Annotated in this window: 15 protein-coding genes; 7 read left to right on the top strand and 8 right to left on the bottom strand. The window is 69.3% G+C overall.

Annotated elements, in window-relative coordinates:
• Positions 1 to 21 precede the first annotated feature (21 nt).
• The 4 genes from ACPEH1_RS07800 to ACPEH1_RS07815 form a co-directional block, all read right to left on the bottom strand.
• Positions 22 to 816, bottom strand: a complete 795-nt coding sequence (locus tag ACPEH1_RS07800) for a dienelactone hydrolase family protein (protein ID WP_423715579.1) — start codon at positions 814 to 816, stop codon at positions 22 to 24.
• A gap of 599 nt (positions 817 to 1,415) precedes the next feature.
• Positions 1,416 to 2,825 carry a UDP-N-acetylmuramoyl-L-alanine--D-glutamate ligase gene (murD, locus tag ACPEH1_RS07805; protein ID WP_423715581.1) on the bottom strand — a complete coding sequence of 470 codons (1,410 nt, stop codon included), beginning with the start codon at positions 2,823 to 2,825 and terminating at the stop codon, positions 1,416 to 1,418.
• Positions 2,806 to 4,158 carry a UDP-N-acetyl-alpha-D-muramoyl-L-alanyl-L-glutamate epimerase gene (gene murL / locus ACPEH1_RS07810; protein ID WP_017356985.1) on the bottom strand — a complete coding sequence of 451 codons (1,353 nt, stop codon included), beginning with the start codon at positions 4,156 to 4,158 and terminating at the stop codon, positions 2,806 to 2,808. The genes murD and murL overlap by 20 nt, the downstream gene beginning before the upstream one ends.
• Positions 4,159 to 4,191: 33 nt before the next feature.
• On the bottom strand, positions 4,192 to 6,795 hold the full coding sequence (locus ACPEH1_RS07815; protein ID WP_136006593.1) for a bifunctional aspartate kinase/diaminopimelate decarboxylase: 2,604 nt from the start codon (positions 6,793 to 6,795) through the stop codon (positions 4,192 to 4,194).
• Between the two features lie 189 nt (positions 6,796 to 6,984).
• Here ACPEH1_RS07815 and ACPEH1_RS07820 point away from each other — a divergent pair, with 189 nt between their 5' ends.
• Positions 6,985 to 7,860, top strand: a complete 876-nt coding sequence (locus ACPEH1_RS07820) for a PhzF family phenazine biosynthesis protein (RefSeq protein ID WP_136006591.1) — start codon at positions 6,985 to 6,987, stop codon at positions 7,858 to 7,860.
• A 16-nt stretch (positions 7,861 to 7,876) separates the two neighbouring features.
• On the opposite strand, the gene ACPEH1_RS07825 is transcribed toward ACPEH1_RS07820, so the two are convergent.
• Together ACPEH1_RS07825 and ACPEH1_RS07830 are read right to left on the bottom strand one after the other, a co-directional pair.
• Positions 7,877 to 9,550 carry an amidohydrolase gene (locus tag ACPEH1_RS07825; protein ID WP_423715584.1) on the bottom strand — a complete coding sequence of 558 codons (1,674 nt, stop codon included), beginning with the start codon at positions 9,548 to 9,550 and terminating at the stop codon, positions 7,877 to 7,879.
• A 77-nt stretch (positions 9,551 to 9,627) separates the two neighbouring features.
• Positions 9,628 to 10,062: an OsmC family protein gene (locus ACPEH1_RS07830; RefSeq protein ID WP_136006588.1), complete on the bottom strand. Its 435-nt coding sequence runs from the start codon at positions 10,060 to 10,062 to the stop codon at positions 9,628 to 9,630.
• 373 nt (positions 10,063 to 10,435) lie between these two features.
• Here ACPEH1_RS07830 and ACPEH1_RS07835 point away from each other — a divergent pair, with 373 nt between their 5' ends.
• The 4 genes from ACPEH1_RS07835 to ACPEH1_RS07850 all read left to right on the top strand — a co-directional run bounded on the left by ACPEH1_RS07835 (position 10,436) and on the right by ACPEH1_RS07850 (position 12,699).
• The gene (locus ACPEH1_RS07835; RefSeq protein ID WP_136006586.1) at positions 10,436 to 10,834 is read left to right on the top strand and encodes an HU family DNA-binding protein; all 399 of its coding nucleotides are present in this window, start codon (positions 10,436 to 10,438) and stop codon (positions 10,832 to 10,834) included.
• Positions 10,835 to 11,117: 283 nt separating this feature from the next.
• Entirely contained in the window at positions 11,118 to 11,426 is a 309-nt protein-coding gene (locus ACPEH1_RS07840; protein ID WP_136006584.1) for a DUF3861 family protein, read from the top strand.
• Positions 11,427 to 11,472: 46 nt separating this feature from the next.
• Positions 11,473 to 12,018, top strand: coding sequence for a hypothetical protein (locus ACPEH1_RS07845; RefSeq protein WP_423715585.1), 546 nt, complete (start codon positions 11,473 to 11,475; stop codon positions 12,016 to 12,018).
• 84 nt (positions 12,019 to 12,102) lie between these two features.
• A complete protein-coding gene (locus ACPEH1_RS07850; protein WP_423715587.1) occupies positions 12,103 to 12,699 on the top strand; it encodes a DUF1439 domain-containing protein in 597 nt (198 codons plus the stop codon).
• A gap of 72 nt (positions 12,700 to 12,771) precedes the next feature.
• On the opposite strand, the gene ACPEH1_RS07855 is transcribed toward ACPEH1_RS07850, so the two are convergent.
• Positions 12,772 to 13,314, bottom strand: a complete 543-nt coding sequence (locus ACPEH1_RS07855; protein ID WP_017356444.1) for a type 1 glutamine amidotransferase domain-containing protein — start codon at positions 13,312 to 13,314, stop codon at positions 12,772 to 12,774.
• Positions 13,315 to 13,398: 84 nt separating this feature from the next.
• Positions 13,399 to 13,866, bottom strand: coding sequence for an SET domain-containing protein (locus tag ACPEH1_RS07860; protein WP_017356443.1), 468 nt, complete (start codon positions 13,864 to 13,866; stop codon positions 13,399 to 13,401).
• 175 nt (positions 13,867 to 14,041) lie between these two features.
• On the opposite strand from ACPEH1_RS07860, the gene ACPEH1_RS07865 reads away from it, so the two are divergent.
• A complete protein-coding gene (locus ACPEH1_RS07865; RefSeq protein WP_017356442.1) occupies positions 14,042 to 14,494 on the top strand; it encodes an SUF system Fe-S cluster assembly regulator in 453 nt (150 codons plus the stop codon).
• Between the two features lie 16 nt (positions 14,495 to 14,510).
• A partial coding sequence (gene sufB, locus ACPEH1_RS07870; RefSeq protein WP_423715589.1) for a Fe-S cluster assembly protein SufB occupies positions 14,511 to 15,460 on the top strand: 950 nt, incomplete at its 3' end.

Raw genomic sequence — 15,460 nt, forward strand, 5'->3', positions numbered from 1 at the left:
CATCGCGCCGGCCGGCTCCCCTCAGCGACGCTCGAAGCGCTCCTCGAAGAACTCGTCCAGTGCCTTCCAGGCACGCCTGGCGGCGCGCGGGTTGTACAGACAGCCCGGCGGACTGTTGGCGTCGGACTCGGCAAAGCAGTGCACCGCGCCGCTGTAGTTGGTGAACGTCCAGTCGACCTTGGCCGTGTTCATTTCCTGCTCGAAGCTGGCGATGTCGTCCTTGCTGACGCCCTTGTCGTCGGCACCGTTGAGCACCAGCACCGAGGGATGCGTGCCACCGGCCTTCGCAGGCAACGGCGAACCCAGCCCGCCGTGCAGGCTGACCACGCCGGCCAACGGCGCACCGGCGCGCGCCATCTCCAGCACCGTGGTGCCGCCGAAACAGAAGCCGACCGCGCCGATCCGGGCGGCGTCCACCGGCGCCTTGCCGGCCTGCGCCTTGAGCACCTCGATCGCCTTCAGCGCGCGTGCGCGCAGCACCGGCCGGTCATTGCGGAGTTTCGTCGCGACCGGTCCGGCCTCGGCATCGGTCTTCGGGCGCACCCCCTTGCCGTACACGTCGGCGACCAGCACCACGTAGTCGTCGCCGGCCAGCTGCTTGGCCTTGGCGATCGCCGAGTCGTTCACACCCTTCCAGTTGGGCACCATCACCAGACCGGGACGCGTGTCGGATTCGCTGTCGTCGTAGACCAGCACGCCGCTGAAGGTGGTGCCGTCCAGGCTCCACTCCACCGGCTGGGTCTTCATCACCGCCATCGCCGGCAACGCGGCCATGCCCAGCAGCATCGCCGCACCCCACTGCCATCGCCTGTTCATCGCCTGCTCCTTGGAAGAGAATCCCGACTATACGGCGCGAAGCCGCAACGTCACGTAGAGCCGGGCGCTGCCCGGCTGTCGCGCGCAACGCGGGGGCGCGTGGCCGGACCCACGTAGAGCCGGGCTCTGCCCGGCTGTCGCGCGCAGCGCGGGGGGTGCGTGGTCGGATCGGAGAGCAGCCGGGCAGAGCCCGGCGCTACGGGGATCGCGCGCGGTGTGAGAGGCGCGTGGCCGGACCCACGTAGAGCCGGGCTCTGCCCGGCTGTCGCGCACAGCGCGGGGGGTGCGTGGTCGGACCGGAGAGCAGCCGGGCAGAGCCCGGCTCTACGGGGATCGCGCGCGGTGTGAGAGGCGCGTGGCCGGACCCACGTAGAGCCGGGCGCTGCCCGGCTGTCGCGCGCAGCGCGGGGGGTGCGTGGCCGGACCGGAGAGCAGCCGGGCAGAGCCCGGCTCTACGGGGATCACGCGCGGTGTGAGAGGCGCCTGGCCGGCCCCACGTAGAGCCGGGCGCTGCCCGGCTATCGCGCGCAGCGCGGGGGGCGCGTGGCCGGATCGGAGAGCAGCCGGGCAGAGCCCGGCGCTACGGGGGAGCGCTGCGCTCAGGCGATGCCGATGCCCGGGATCGCGGTGATCTGGTCGGGGTCGAATCCGGCCAGTTCGGCGAAATGCCGGCCGCGGGCGACATAGTCGCGGTATACCCCGTAGCTCGGTGCGCCGGGCGACATCAGTACCACCCCGCCCTGCGCGCCCAGTGCAGCACGCGCCAGGCGCATCGCCTCGGCCAGGTCGGTGGCCGCATGCAGGCCGAAACGCCCCTGGTCTGCCAGCGGCTGCAGCAGATCATGGATGCGCGGCCCGTTGGCCCCCATCGTCACGATCTCCAGCGGCGGCACGTCATGGGCCATGTGCTGCACGAAGTCGTGCCAGTCCAGACCACGATCATGCCCGCCCACCAGCAGCGCGATGCGGCGGCCGGCGAAGCATTCCAGCGCCGCCAGACTGGCATGCGGCGTGGTGCTGATGGAATCGTTGACGAACGTGACGCCCTCGCGGCTGCCCACCGTCTGCAGCCGATTGGGCAACGGCCGGAACGCCTGCACCGACGGCGCCAGCGCCACCGCATCCAGCCCCAGCGCTTCGACGGCGGCCAGTACCGCGCACAGGTTGCCGCGGTTGTGACGCCCTGGCAACGGCGTGCTGGCGGTGTCGAACACGGCCTGCCCGCCCCGATGGACCACATCGCCGCGCATGTGCCAGCCCTGCGGCTGGTTGAACCACACCACCTCGCTGTCGGGCAGCGACAGCGCGGCCAGGTGCGGATCGGCGGCATTGAGCACCGCGATGCGCGGCGCAGCCTCGGTGACCAGCCGCAGTTTGTCCTGGATGTAACGCGCTTCGCTGCCGTGCCAGTCCAGGTGCTCGGGGAACAGGTTCAGGATGACCGCCACCTGCGGATGCACGCCGCTGCGCGCCACTTCGCCGGTCTGGTAGCTGGACAGCTCCACCGCCCAGTACCGCGGCACCGGCTCCGGATCGAGCACTTCCAGCAGCGGCAGGCCGATGTTGCCCACCAGCGCCGTCGGCGCGCCGGAGGCACGCAGCAGATGCGCCAGCAGCGAGGTCGTGGTGCTCTTGCCCTTGGTGCCGGTCACGCACACCGTGTCGCGCACGGTGCCATCGGCATCGGCGTGCTCGGCGAACCACAGCGCGGTGCCGCCGATGAACTGCGTGCCCTGTGCGGCAGCGGCCTGCGCGACCTCCCCGTACGGGCTGATCCCCGGCGATTTGATCACCAGCTCGAACGCCCCCAGCGCCTCGCCGCTGACATCCGAACGCACCTGCAGCGCGCCGTGGGTCTCCTCACGGGCAGCGGCGGCTTCGGCCTCGGGACAGAACAGCGTCAGCGGCAGCGACGGCAACCGCTGCTGCAGCACGCGGAAGGCCGCACGGCCTTCACGGCCCCAGCCCCACAGAGCGACCCGCTTGCCCTCAAGCTGCGAAATCCGCACGCAGGCGCTCCCAGATCGCCGCCGGAATCCGGTGTTCGCCTTCCAGTACCAGCAGCGGCTCGACCTGCAGTTCGCCTGCGTCGAGGTGCGGCTGGATCTCCTGGATGAATCGCTTCACCAGCGCGTCTTCGCTCCATTCCGGGCGCGCGGCCAGGGTCGCCATCGCCGCACGCGATTCGCGGCCTTCGCCGACGCATTCGAACGGCTTGTGGTCCTGGAATTCCAGCAGCGCATCGAAGCCGCCGGCCTGGTCGGCATCGTCCAGCAGGTTGCGGCCGAAGATGTTCACCAGGCGCGGCTTGGGCATGAACGGCGCCAGCGCCAGGAACACGAAGTGGCACTTCGGACACACCCCGCACCAGCGGTTGACCGGGCGTTCGCCGAGGATGTGGAAGTTGCGGTTGCAGCTGGAGAAGTGCGCGTCGTAGAAATCACTCTTGGCGAACTGGCGTGCCACCGCCAGCTCCGACAGCGGCCGCAGCAGCGAGTAATAGTGGAGATCGGCGGCGATGTGCGTTTCCACATGCTCGCCGAACGCCTGCTCGAACGCCCAGCCCTTGGACCACTGGTGGTTGACCTCGCCGGTGCCCGGAATCTGGCTGCCATAGCTGGCCGAGCGCTCGTTGGAGAACACCACCTGGTCCACGCCCTGCAGCAGCGCGGCCAGCACCATGATCATCGAGTTCACCGCAGTGACCGGGATATGCCCGTTCCACGCGCCCTGGCGGTTCAGTTCGAACAGCTCCGGGGCCAGCGTGCGGCCGATGTTGAGGATCGGCAGGCCAGTGCGTTCGGCGCAGGCGCGGATCAGTTGCGAACCGCCGATCCAGGTCACCGTCTCGGCGATGCCCAGCGTGCGCAGGGCCTCGATGCTGACCAGCGAATCCTTGCCGCCACCGATGGCGACCAGGGCATGCTCGCGCAGGCCCAACGCGGGCGCGGCCACCGGTGCGCCCTCGACCGGCAGGCGGAACCGCCCGCGCAGGTTCAGGCCATTGCGGTAGGCGAACTCACCCAGGCCGTTGAGGTAGACCGTTTCCACCAGCGCGGCGGTGGCCGCGTCGATGGCATAGCTGTCGATGCGCACCTGGTCCGGCACGCCGGCCTTGTAATAGCTGACGCCGGCAATCAGGTGCAGCAGCCGCAGCGCCTGCTGCACGGCCTCGGCGCGGGCACCGTCGAGCACGAACGGGGCGCCCGGAATGGTCACCGTCTCGATCAGCTCGGGGCCGTCGTCGAAGGCGTAGACCAGTTGCGCCACGCCCGTGTCCGCCGCGAAATCGCAGCGGACGAAGCGGAAAACGGCAACCTGGTGTTTATCGAAAGCAGTCATGGTGTATCCGGTTCAGAGGGCGGCAGGCGGCAATCAAGGCACATCATCGATGACGTCCTCGCGCGGCAGCTCGCGCTGGTTGTAAGTGTTGGCCATGACGTAACCGTAGGCGCCGGCATCGGCGATCAGCATCACATCGTCCGGGGCGGTCGACACCGGCAGGCGGCGGCGCTTGCCGAACACATCGCTGGACTCGCAGATCGGGCCGACCACGTCGAAGGCGGCCTCCGCATAGCCACCGAGGCGGCTGAGGTTGTCGATGTCGTGCCACGCGTCGTAGAGCGCCGGGCGCATCAACGTGTTCATGCCCGCATCCAGGCCCACGCGGCGAACGCCGTCCTTCTCCACCACCTGGGTGGCGCGGGCCAGCAGCACGCCGGATTCGGCCACCAGGTAGCGGCCGGGTTCGATCGCCAGGCGGAACGCCGGGTGTACCGCCTTGACCTCGGCCAGGCCAACCGCCCAGGCCTCCAGGTCGAACGGCTCGTCGTCGGCGCTGTACGGAATCGGCAGCCCGCCGCCGATGTCGATGGTTTCGATGCTGCCGATGCGGCGCGCGAAACCGGCCAGTTCATCGCACATCAGGCGCCAGTGCTGCGCGGTTTCCACGCCGCTGCCCAGGTGCGCGTGCAGGCCGACCACGCGGGTGCCCAGCGCGGTGGCCAGACGCACGAATTCGTCCACGCGCGCGATCGGCAGACCGAACTTGGACTCCTTGCCGCCGGTGCGCACCTTGGCGTGGTGGCCTTCGCCACGGCCCAGGTCCACGCGCAGCCACAGCTCGCGGTTGCTGAACAGTTCCGGCCAACGCTGCAGCGCTTCCACATTGTCCAGGGTAACGGTCACGCCGAGCGCGAAGGCGGCCTCGTACTCGGTCCGCGGTGCGAAGCTCGGGGTGAACAGCACACGCCTGGGTGACAGCGTGGGCAAGGTGTTGAAGACATGCTTGAGCTCGCCGTGCGACACGCACTCCAGACCGAAACCCTCCTGTTCGAGCAGTGCCAGGATGGCCGGGTGCGAGTTGGCCTTGATCGCGTAGTAGCGCTGGTCGATGGCCTTGATCGCGGTCAGCGCGCGCGCACGCGCACGCACGGTCGGCAGGTTGTACACGTAGCGCGGCGTGCCGGCCTGGGCCAGCGCCAGCAGGTGCTCGCGCTGCCCACGCCACCACGCGGTTTCGCGCGCGCGGACGGTGCCGGCGATCTCGCGCCAGCGCGGGCCGAACACTTCGCCCTCCTCCACCGGCATCGCGCCGCTGTCGATCAGCTCGGCGTGCAGGATCGGCAGCAGGCCATCGGCATCGGACTCATCGATCACGAAGGTCAGGTTGAGGTCGTTGGACGACTGCGAAATCATGTGCACGCGCTCGCGGCCGAACGTGGCCCACACGTCGGACAGCTTGTGCAGCAGCGAACGCATGCCGCGGCCTACCAGGGTGATCGCCGCGCACGGCACGATCACCTTGACCTTGCAGATCTGCGACAGGTCCGCCGACAGCGCGGCCAGCACGTCGGTGTTGACCAGGTTCTCGGACGGGTCAAGCGACACGGTGACGTTGGTCTCGGCCGAACCGATCAGGTCCACCGACAACCCATGCTTCTTGAACAGCCCGAACACATCGGCCAGGAAGCCGACCTGCTGCCACATGCCGATGCCTTCCATCGACACCAGCACGATGCCGTTGCGGCGGCTGATCGCCTTCACGCCCGGCACCGGTGCGGCATTGCCGTCGATGCTGGTGCCCGGCAGTTCGGGGCGCTCGGTATCCAGGATCGCCATCGGCACGCCGGCATCGCGGCAGGGCTTGATCGAGCGCGGATGCAGCACTTTGGCACCGGTGGTGGCGATTTCCTGGGCTTCGTAGTAATCCAGCCGGGTCAGCAGGCGCGCATCGGGCACGTCCTTCGGATTGGCACTGAACATGCCCGGCACGTCGGTCCAGATCTCCACGCGACTGGCACCGAGCAGCGCGCCGAAATAGGCCGCCGAGGTATCCGAGCCGCCGCGGCCAAGAATGGCGGTACCGCCGTCGGCATGCCGCGAGATGAAGCCCTGGGTGATCAGCATGCGGGTGGGCTGTGCGTGGAAGCGCGCGGCCCAGGCAGCATCGGCGCGCCACTGGCAGTTCACCGACAGGCGCTGCGACCACTCGCTCTGGTTGGGCTGCGGCGGCAGGGCATCGAGCCACTCGCGCGCATCCATCCAGCCGAAATCCAGGCCGCTGGCGCGCAGGTAGGCCGCGCCCACCGTGGAAGACAGCAGTTCGCCCTGGCCCAGCACGTCGGCCTGCCAGTCCAGCGGCCGCGTCGCCGCGCGCGGATCGTCGAGCAGCCCGGCCAGCGCAGCCAGCCGCGCGTCGAGCGCGCCCGCCTCCAGCGACAGTTCGACCAGGAACTCGCGATGGCGGGCGACCAGCGCGTCCACACGGGCACGGCTGTCGGCGGCGCCATCGGCGATCGCGGTCAGCTCGTTGGTCACCCCGGACAGCGCCGAGACCACCACCAGCACGCGCGAGCCGGTTTCTTCCGCACGTTTTTTCGCCAGCTTCCCGATCGTGTCCCAGCGGTGACGACGCGACACGGAGGTGCCGCCGAACTTCAGTACGATCCAACGATCGACAAGGGGGGAAGCTGACATGGAGGTAATGGGGAAGTCGTAGTGAGGGGATTCGCCCGGCACGCCGGGCCGAACCCCCGATTCTATGCCAAGCCCGGGCCGTGCAGGGCCGGCGTGCGGCGGCCCTGACGCATTCATGCCCGGCGCGCCGCCGTCGGCCCGGCGCGGGTTGGTAAGCTGCGCACCCCTTTGCCCCTGCCCGCCGCCTCGATGACCACCCGCCGTTTCCTGCAGTTGGACGTGTTTTCCCCCTATCCCGGTGCCGGCAATCCGCTGGCCGTGGTGCTCGACGCCGAAGGCCTGGACGATGTGGCCATGCAGGCCATCGCCCGCTGGACGCGGCTGCCGGAGACCACCTTCGTGTTCGCCCCGCAGGCGCCGGGCGCCAGCTACGGCATCCGCATGTTCAGCCCGCAGAAGGAAGTGCCGTTCGCCGGCCACCCCAGCGTGGGGACCGCGCACGCCGTGCTCGAGGCCGGCCTGGCCGCGCCGGTGGACGGCGTGCTGGTCCAGGACGGTATTGCCGGCGCGCTGCCGCTGCGTGTGGAGGGCAGCGGCGCCCAGCGCACCATCGCCATCCGTACCCCGCGTGCCCAGGTGGCCGAGGTGACCGTGGCCGATGACCCGCGCCTGCAGGCCGTGCTGGCCGGCTGGGCGCTGGGTGACCTGCCGCCGGCCCGCATGGACGGCGGGCGCAGCTGGTGGGTGGTGGAACTGGCCGACGAAGCGCACCTGCGCGGCCTCACGCCGGACTGGGCCGCGATTGCGGCCCTGGCTGAATCCACCGGCAGCATGGGCGTGTTCGCCTATGCGCGCAGCCAGGAGCCGGCCTACGACCTGGCGGTGCGCGCCTTCGTCGGCAATGGCCGCCGCTTCGAGGATGCCGCCTCGGGCGCGGCCAATGCGGTGCTCGCGGCGTGGCTGGACAGCCGGGGCGCGCTGCCCCGCGACGAACCGCGCTACGTGGTCAGCCAGGGCCGCGAAGTCGGCCACGATGCGCGGCTGAGCCTGCACATCGATGCCGGGGGCGATGTCTGGTCCGGCGGCCAGGTGCAGACCGTCATCCGCGGCACCCTGGACTGGTAAGCGCAGGGGCGGCGCGTCAGCGCGCCGCCTCGTATACCGGCGTGCCGCCCACCCAGGTGGCTCGCACCTGCAGGTCGGCCAGCTGCGCCGGGGGCACCTGCAGCGGATCGCGGTCGAACACCACGAAGTCGGCCTGCAGCCCAGGCTGCAGGCGACCAACGCGATCCTCGTCGCGACCGGCGAACGCGGCATCGGCGGTGAACCCACGCAGCGCCTCGGCGGCGCTCAACCGCTGATCCGGCTGCCAGCCAGCCGGCGGGTGGCCGGTGCGGTCCTGTCGCGTCACGGCGGCATACAGCCCCAGCCGCGGATCGACCTGCTCCACCGGGAAGTCCGAGCCCAGCGCCAGCGGCACGCCCGCCGCCAGCATGCGCCGCCAGGCGTACGCCCCCAGGATGCGCTGCGGCCCGACGCGGTCCTGCGCCCAGCCCATGTCCGAGGTCGCGTGGGTGGGCTGCATCGAGGCGATCACCTTGCCCTGCGCGAACCGCGGAATGTCCTCCAGCGCCACCACCTGGGCATGTTCCACGCGCCAGCGGTGATCGCCGCCGCTGCGCTCGCCCAGCACGCGTGCGTAGGTGTCGAGCACGATGCGATTGCCGCGGTCGCCGATGGCGTGTGTGGCCACCTGCAGTCCGCAGCCATCGGCCTTGCGCACGGCCGTTTCGAAATCGGCCGGCGACGTCACCAGCAGGCCGCGGTTGTGCGGATCATCGCTGTAGTCGGCCAGCAGGGCGGCGCCACGACTGCCGAGTGCGCCGTCCATGAACAGCTTCACGCCGCGCATCGCCAGGTGACCGCCGGCATGCCGGTATGGCCCCTGCGCGCACAGATCGTCCAGTGCTCCGCCATTGCCGTCGGCATACGCCTCGATGCGCAACGGCAGGCGACCGGCATCGGCGAAGCGACGCATCAGCGCCAGGTCCTCGCGCGACACGCCCATGTCGTGCACGCCGGTCAGTCCCTGGCTTGCCGCCGCGGCCAGTGCGCGCGTCAACATCTGTTCGCGCGCCGCTGCAGTGGGCGCGGGGATCGCGGCTTGCATCAGCCCCATCGCCTCATCGACGAACACGCCGGTCGGCCGACCCGCCGCATCGCGCTCGATGCGTCCGCCCGCCGGCTGCCAGCGCCCCTGCAGCGTGCGCTGCCCCGGCACCGCCGCCAGCGCGCGCAGGGCTGCGCTGTTGCCCCAGCCGGCGTGGCCGTCCACGCGCCCCAACCAGACCGGTCGATCCGGGAACGCCGCGTCCAGATCGGCGGCACTGGGGAAGCGCGTGTCGGCCCATCGATTCTGGTCCCAGCCGTTGCCAAGCAGCCACCCGTCGGGGTGGTCGGCAGCGAAGCGCTGCAGGCGTGCCACTACCTCCGCGCGGCTGTCCGCACCGGTCAGATCGGCCTGCATCAGCGTCTGCCCCAGGTACATCAGGTGCGCATGTGCGTCGATCAGGCCCGGCACCACCGTGACATCGCCGAGGTCGGTGAGCGGTGCCAAGGGGTACAGCGTCAGGAGGGCCTGGCGGTCGCCGACCGCCAGCACCCGCCCATCGGCCGCGTCCCAGGCCAGTGCGGTCGCCACCGGCGCATCCGCGGCGCCGGTATGGATGGTGGCGGCCGTGACCAGACGGACATCGGCCTGCGCCTGGGCGGCGCAGAAACACGACAGCAGGACAGCCAGAAGGCAATGGCGCACGCGAAGCTCCCGCAGAACGAAACAGGGGCGACTATGCCGCCCCTGCCGGGATCACTCAATCCGCGCTGCGGCATGCGTCAGCCGGCGAGCTCGGCCTCCAGCGAGATCGGCACCGCGCTGAGCGCCTTGGACACCGGACAGTTCTGCTTGGCATCGTCGGCGATGGCGCGGAACTGCGCCGCATCGATCTTCGGCACCACCGCCTTGACCTTCAGCGTGATCTGCGACAACTGCGGGCCGCCTTCCATCGACAGATCGACCTTGGCCTCGGTATCCAGCGAGGTTGGCACGAAACCGGCCTCGGTCAGCTTGGCCGACAGCGCCATCGTGAAGCAGCCGGCATGCGCGGCGGCGATCAGTTCTTCGGGATTGGTGCCCTTCTCGTCGCCGAAACGGCTGCTGAAGGCGTAGCGGGTACGGTCCATGAGCCCGCTCTGCGGGGTGCTCAATTGTCCCTTGCCTGTCTTGAGGTCACCTTCCCAGTGCGCGGTAGCGTGTCGCGAAATGCCCATCGTGAGTCTCCTTCGGGATGAATGGCAGGCCCAGCCTAGACCGGGGGGCGTTAGCGTGGCGTCGGGTCGGAGGTGGCGCGCCCCCCGGCGTGCCGCGGCGGGTCGCACGCGCCACGTTTTCCACACACGGAGGCTGTTTTCAAGGCATTTTCCGCAGGCACGCAGTGCGCCAACCGCCAGCATCGGCAAGCCGGGGGTACGCACAGCCCCGTGTTTTCAGGGCATGTGCTGATGCACTGCGGTAACCGGAACGGCGAAAAACGCGATTTTTATGCGTCTGCCTATTGGCGGCGCACCCGTGTTGCCCTACATTTCGCTTGCCGACGGGGTTCGGCGCGACCACACCACCAACCGTTCACGAGAACAGGACACCATGGCAAAGACCGCTAAAAAGGCTGCCCCGAAGAAGGCAGTGAAGAAAGTCGCTACGAAGGCAGCCGCGAAGCCGGCCGCTCCCAAGCCGATCAAGGAAGTGCTGAGCAAGTCTGGTCTGGTTGCACACATCGTTGAAGCGTCCGGCGTTGTCGCCAAGGACGTGCGCGCTGTGCTGGCCTCGCTGGAAGGTGCCGTGGCCGCCTCGGTCCACAAGAAGGGCGCAGGCAGCTTCACCCTGCCGGGCCTGCTGAAGATCACCACCGTCAACGTGCCGGCCAAGCCGAAGCGCAAGGGCATCAACCCGTTCACCAAGGAAGAGCAGTGGTTCGCCGCCAAGCCGGCCTCCACCAAGCTGAAGGTGCGTCCGCTCAAGAAGCTCAAGGACGCTGCGCTGTAATCAGCGCGCTTCCTGCAGCACCCGGACGGGACGGCCACGGTCGTCCCGTCTTTTTTTGGCTGGTCTGCCGATCGCAGCGCTCTTGCCCACGCCTCCCGCGCAACACAGCGTTGCCGCAGCGTCCGGCCATGCCTGCAATGCGCGCAAACCCTGCGCCGGCGCCACTGTGCGGCACACCGCCTGCGGCTGGAACGCACAAGGTGGAACACTGCGTGCGACCGTCCCTGTCGCCGATCCCGGGCGTGCGGCCTATGGTGGGCCTGTCCCCACTGTGCAGGCCGCCATGTCCACCTCCTCCCAGCGTTACCGCATTACCGTCACCCCGATCGAGAAGGACGGGTTGCAGTGCAGCGGGCGCTGCACCATCGAACTGGAGCACCGGGCGCAGCGCGACTGGATGCGCCTGCTGGAAGTGGCCAGGCGCCATACCGGGCTCAGCGGCGATGAGCGCGCCGCCGCCATCGTCGCCACCCAGCTGCTGCGCGATCTGGCCCAGCGCCACGCCGCCGAGCCGACGCACGCACTGACTGTGCTGCAGCCCCAACTGGACGAGGTGCTCGGCGCGCTGGACGCCATCCAGGGCGCGCCCTGATCGACCGCGCCCGCTACACTCGCCCCATTCCAGGGGAGGGGTGCCGATGCGTTCTGCCAGTGTCCTGCTGCCGCTGCTGCTGATCGCCGGCTGCTCGTGCCAGCGTCAGGGCGATGGGGTCGAGGCGGCCGCCGCTGCGTCGGCCACGCCGTCGCCGCGCACCACCGCCGTCACCGTCCCTGCGGATGCCGCTGCCGCGGCTGCCGGCACAGTGCCGGCGACGCCGCCGCCCGGTGCGGTGGCAGCGGGCGCAGCCGATGAAGGGGCCACCGTGCGCAACTACATCGGTGTGCTGCTGCGCGGGGATCGCGCTGCCGCTGCGGCGTACTGGGCTGGCGGCACCACCCGCCTGCAGCTCGACGACGCCCCGCTGCACCGTCTCACCGACGTGGTGTCGCTGCGGGTGGATACCGACACGCCGATCGCGCGCGACACCGCCCGTCCCTCGCGCCTGCGCGAGGTGCCGATCCGCCTCCGCATCCTGACCCGGCGGGGCACGCTGCACTACCACGGCTGGTACCGCCTGCAGCCACGCGCCGATGGCAGCGGCTGGGAACTCAGCGGCGCGTGGCTGCAGCCGAGCCTGGACTGACCGAGCGGCACCGGCGCGCACGTGTCAAAGCTGGATTCAGGCAATGGCGCTATCGTTGGCCACTCATTCCCCACGGCCGCCGCCATGAACGTTCGCCCGATATTGTCCCGCCTCGCCGCCTGCACCGTTCTTCTGGCCGCCGCCATCGGCGCGCAGGCCGCGCCCACCGTGTCCGGCCGCCAGCTGTCGGTTGGCGCGGCCGACGTGCAGCAGTATCTGGATGGCAGTTTCCCGCGGACCCAGGACGCCCTCGGCGGCCTGATCGCGATGACCATGAGCCATCCGCAGCTCGCGCTGCCGCAGGGCAACCGCCTGGATCTCGGTTTCGATGTCGCGCTGGGTACCGCCGGCAGCGCGCCGGCACCGCTGGGCAAGGTCAAGCTCAGCAGCGGTCTGCGCTACGACGCGCAGACCCAGGGCTTCCACCTTGAACAACCCACCGTGGACGACTTCACCCCGGCCAACAACGGCGGCAAGCTGGACTCGCGCACGCGCGGCCTGCTCAACGCCTGGCTGACCGACTATGCGCGCCGCGAACCGATCTACAGGATCGACCCCAGCGTGGCCGCGGTGCTCGGTGCATTGCAGGTGCAGTCGGCGCAGGTCGAGAACGGCAAGCTGGTGGTCACCTTCAACCAGGACCTGGGCAAGCTGATCCCGGCCGGCGTACTGGGCCGCTGACCGCAGCGGCGGCACCGGCAACCACCGCCTGACCCGGGCAGGGCACCGACTGCGGGTCGGTGCCCTGCCCGTCTACGCCGCCAGTGCCTTGGCCACTGCGTCGGCAAACGCCGGAATGTCGCCCGGCTTGCGGCTGGTGATCACATGCCCGTCCACCACCACCTCGGCGTCGGTCCATTCGGCGCCGGCATTGCCCAGATCGGTTTTCAGCGACGGCCACGAGGTCAGGCGGTGGCCGCTGGCCAGGCCGGATTCGATCAGCAGCCACGGGCCGTGGCAGATCGCCGCCACCGGCTTGCCGGCTGCGCCGAACGCCTTGATGAACGCCACCGCCTGCGCATCGATGCGCAGCTTGTCCGGATTGATCACTCCGCCGGGCAGCACCAATGCATCGTAGTCGTCCGCCGTGGCGCCCTGCAGCGGCTGGTCCACGGCCACACTGTCGCCCCAGTTCTTGTCTTTCCAGCCGCGGATCCGCGCGCCGTCACCTGGCGCCACCACCTTCACCGTGGCGCCCCAGGATTCGAGAAGGCGCTTGGGTTCAAGCAGTTCGGACTGCTCGAACCCGTCGGTGGCCAGGATCGCGACGTGCTTGCCGTTGAGTGCGTGTGCCATGCAGGGCTCCGTGGATGAGGGAGCCTGCAGTGTGCCGGCACGGCCATTGGGCCCCGGTGACCGCGATGTGCACGCAGCGTAGGCTTACCGCTTGGGCTGCAGCATGGTCCCGGTGCACTTCTTCGACCCGCAGCGGCATTCCCAGATCTTCTTCAGGCGCGCGGTGTGCCGCTCGGCCAGGACAATGCCGTAGTTGTAGGTCAGCTCGTCGCCCGGCTGGATGTCCTTGATCGCCTCAATGAACACCTTGTCCTCGCGACGGTTGTCGCCCTCGGCCTCTTCGATCACCGCCTCGCAGTTCGGGTCGCAGCTGTGGTTGAGCCAGCGCGCATCGTTACCTTTGTAGTTGGCATCGATGACGTAGTCGTCATTGAGAGTGAACAGGAAGGTGTGGCCACTCTCGACGTCACCGGTGTCGTCCGCGTCGACATCGGCGTGGCTGCGCAGCAGCCCCTTGTACTGGATCACGCGCTCACCCTTGCTGATCGGCGCCAGCGCGAACACGCCATTGCCATGAATGGTGGACTTGCGCGCTTGGATCTTCTTGGGCATCTGGCTGGCCGTTGCGATGGGAAGGGCCGATTCTCCCTTAATCTTTGTGATTGCCAAAGCTACACTGTGTCCCGGCCCCGCCGCGGCCCCGCTGTCAGCGTCCTGAACGGGGTGGGTTGGATGCCCGGGGATAAAAGCGTACAATTTCAGTCCGCTTTATGGCTCTGCCCTCCCCATGCTCCGCGTCACCAAGCTCACCGATTACGCCACCGTCGTACTGACCGTACTCGCTGCCCGTCCGGGCGAGGTGCTCAGCGCGACTGAACTGGCCGAGTTCGCCAGCCTCGAACCGCCGACCGTCAGCAAGCTGCTCAAGCCGCTCGCCCAGGCCGGTCTGGTGGAAGGCCTGCGCGGCGTGCGTGGCGGTTACCGCCTCACCCGGCCCGCCGAGCGGATCTCGCTGTTCGAGATCGTCGAGGCGATGGAGGGGCCGCTGGCCCTGACCGAATGCAGCCACGACCACAGCCAATGCGGCCGCGAGCTGCAGTGTGGTGCGCGCAGCAGCTGGCGCCTGATCAACGACGTGGTGGCCGAAGCCCTGCGCGCGGTCAGTCTGGCGCAGATCCTGCCCCCTCTCCCCCTTGTTGACGCCCACCGCCGCGCCATCGCGGCGGACGTCGTCTCCTGATCCACAGGCAGCCCCCATGGCCACCGATACCCTCGATACCGTCGCCGCCGGCGATACCCCCAACCGCGAGATCCACGAGCAGCTCGGCCGCAAGTACGCGGCGGGCTTCATCACGGAGATCGAATCGGACTCGCTGCCGCCAGGCCTGGACGAGGACACCATCCGTGCCCTGTCGGCCAAGAAGGACGAGCCGGAATGGATGACGCAGTGGCGCCTGGACGCCTACCGCCACTTCCTGACCATGCCGATGCCGGACTGGGCCAAGCTGCAGATCGCGGCGATCGACCTGCAGGCGCTGAGCTACTACTCCGCGCCGAAGGGCCCCAAGTACGCCTCGCTGGATGACGTGCCCAAGGAACTGCTGGATACCTACGACAAGCTTGGCGTGCCCCTGCACGAGCGCGCCAAGCTGGCCGGCGTCGCCGTGGACGCGGTGTTCGACTCGGTCTCGGTCGGCACCACCTTCCGCAAGGAGCTGGCCGAGAAGGGCGTGATCTTCTGCTCGATGTCCGAAGCCATCAAGGAGCACCCGGAACTGGTCAGGCAGTACCTGGGCAGCGTGGTGCCGGTGGGCGACAACTACTTCGCCGCGCTGAACTCGGCGGTGTTCTCCGACGGCAGCTTCGTGTTCATCCCCAAGGGCGTGCGCTGCCCGATGGAGCTGAGCACCTATTTCCGCATCAACGCCGGCCACACCGGCCAGTTCGAGCGCACCCTGATCATCTGCGAGGACAAGGCATACGTGTCCTACCTGGAAGGCTGCACCGCGCCGATGCGCGATGAGAACCAGCTGCACGCCGCGGTCGTCGAGCTGGTGGCGCTGGAAGACGCCGAGATCAAGTATTCCACGGTGCAGAACTGGTACCCGGGCGACGAGAACGGCGTGGGCGGCATCTACAACTTCGTCACCAAGCGTGCCGAATGCCGTGGCGCACGCAGCAAGGTCACCTGGACCCAGGTCGAAAC

The sequence above is a fragment of the Stenotrophomonas sp. NPDC077421 genome, from assembly GCF_049545505.1.
Classification (GTDB): Bacteria; Pseudomonadota; Gammaproteobacteria; order Xanthomonadales; family Xanthomonadaceae; genus Stenotrophomonas; species Stenotrophomonas nematodicola.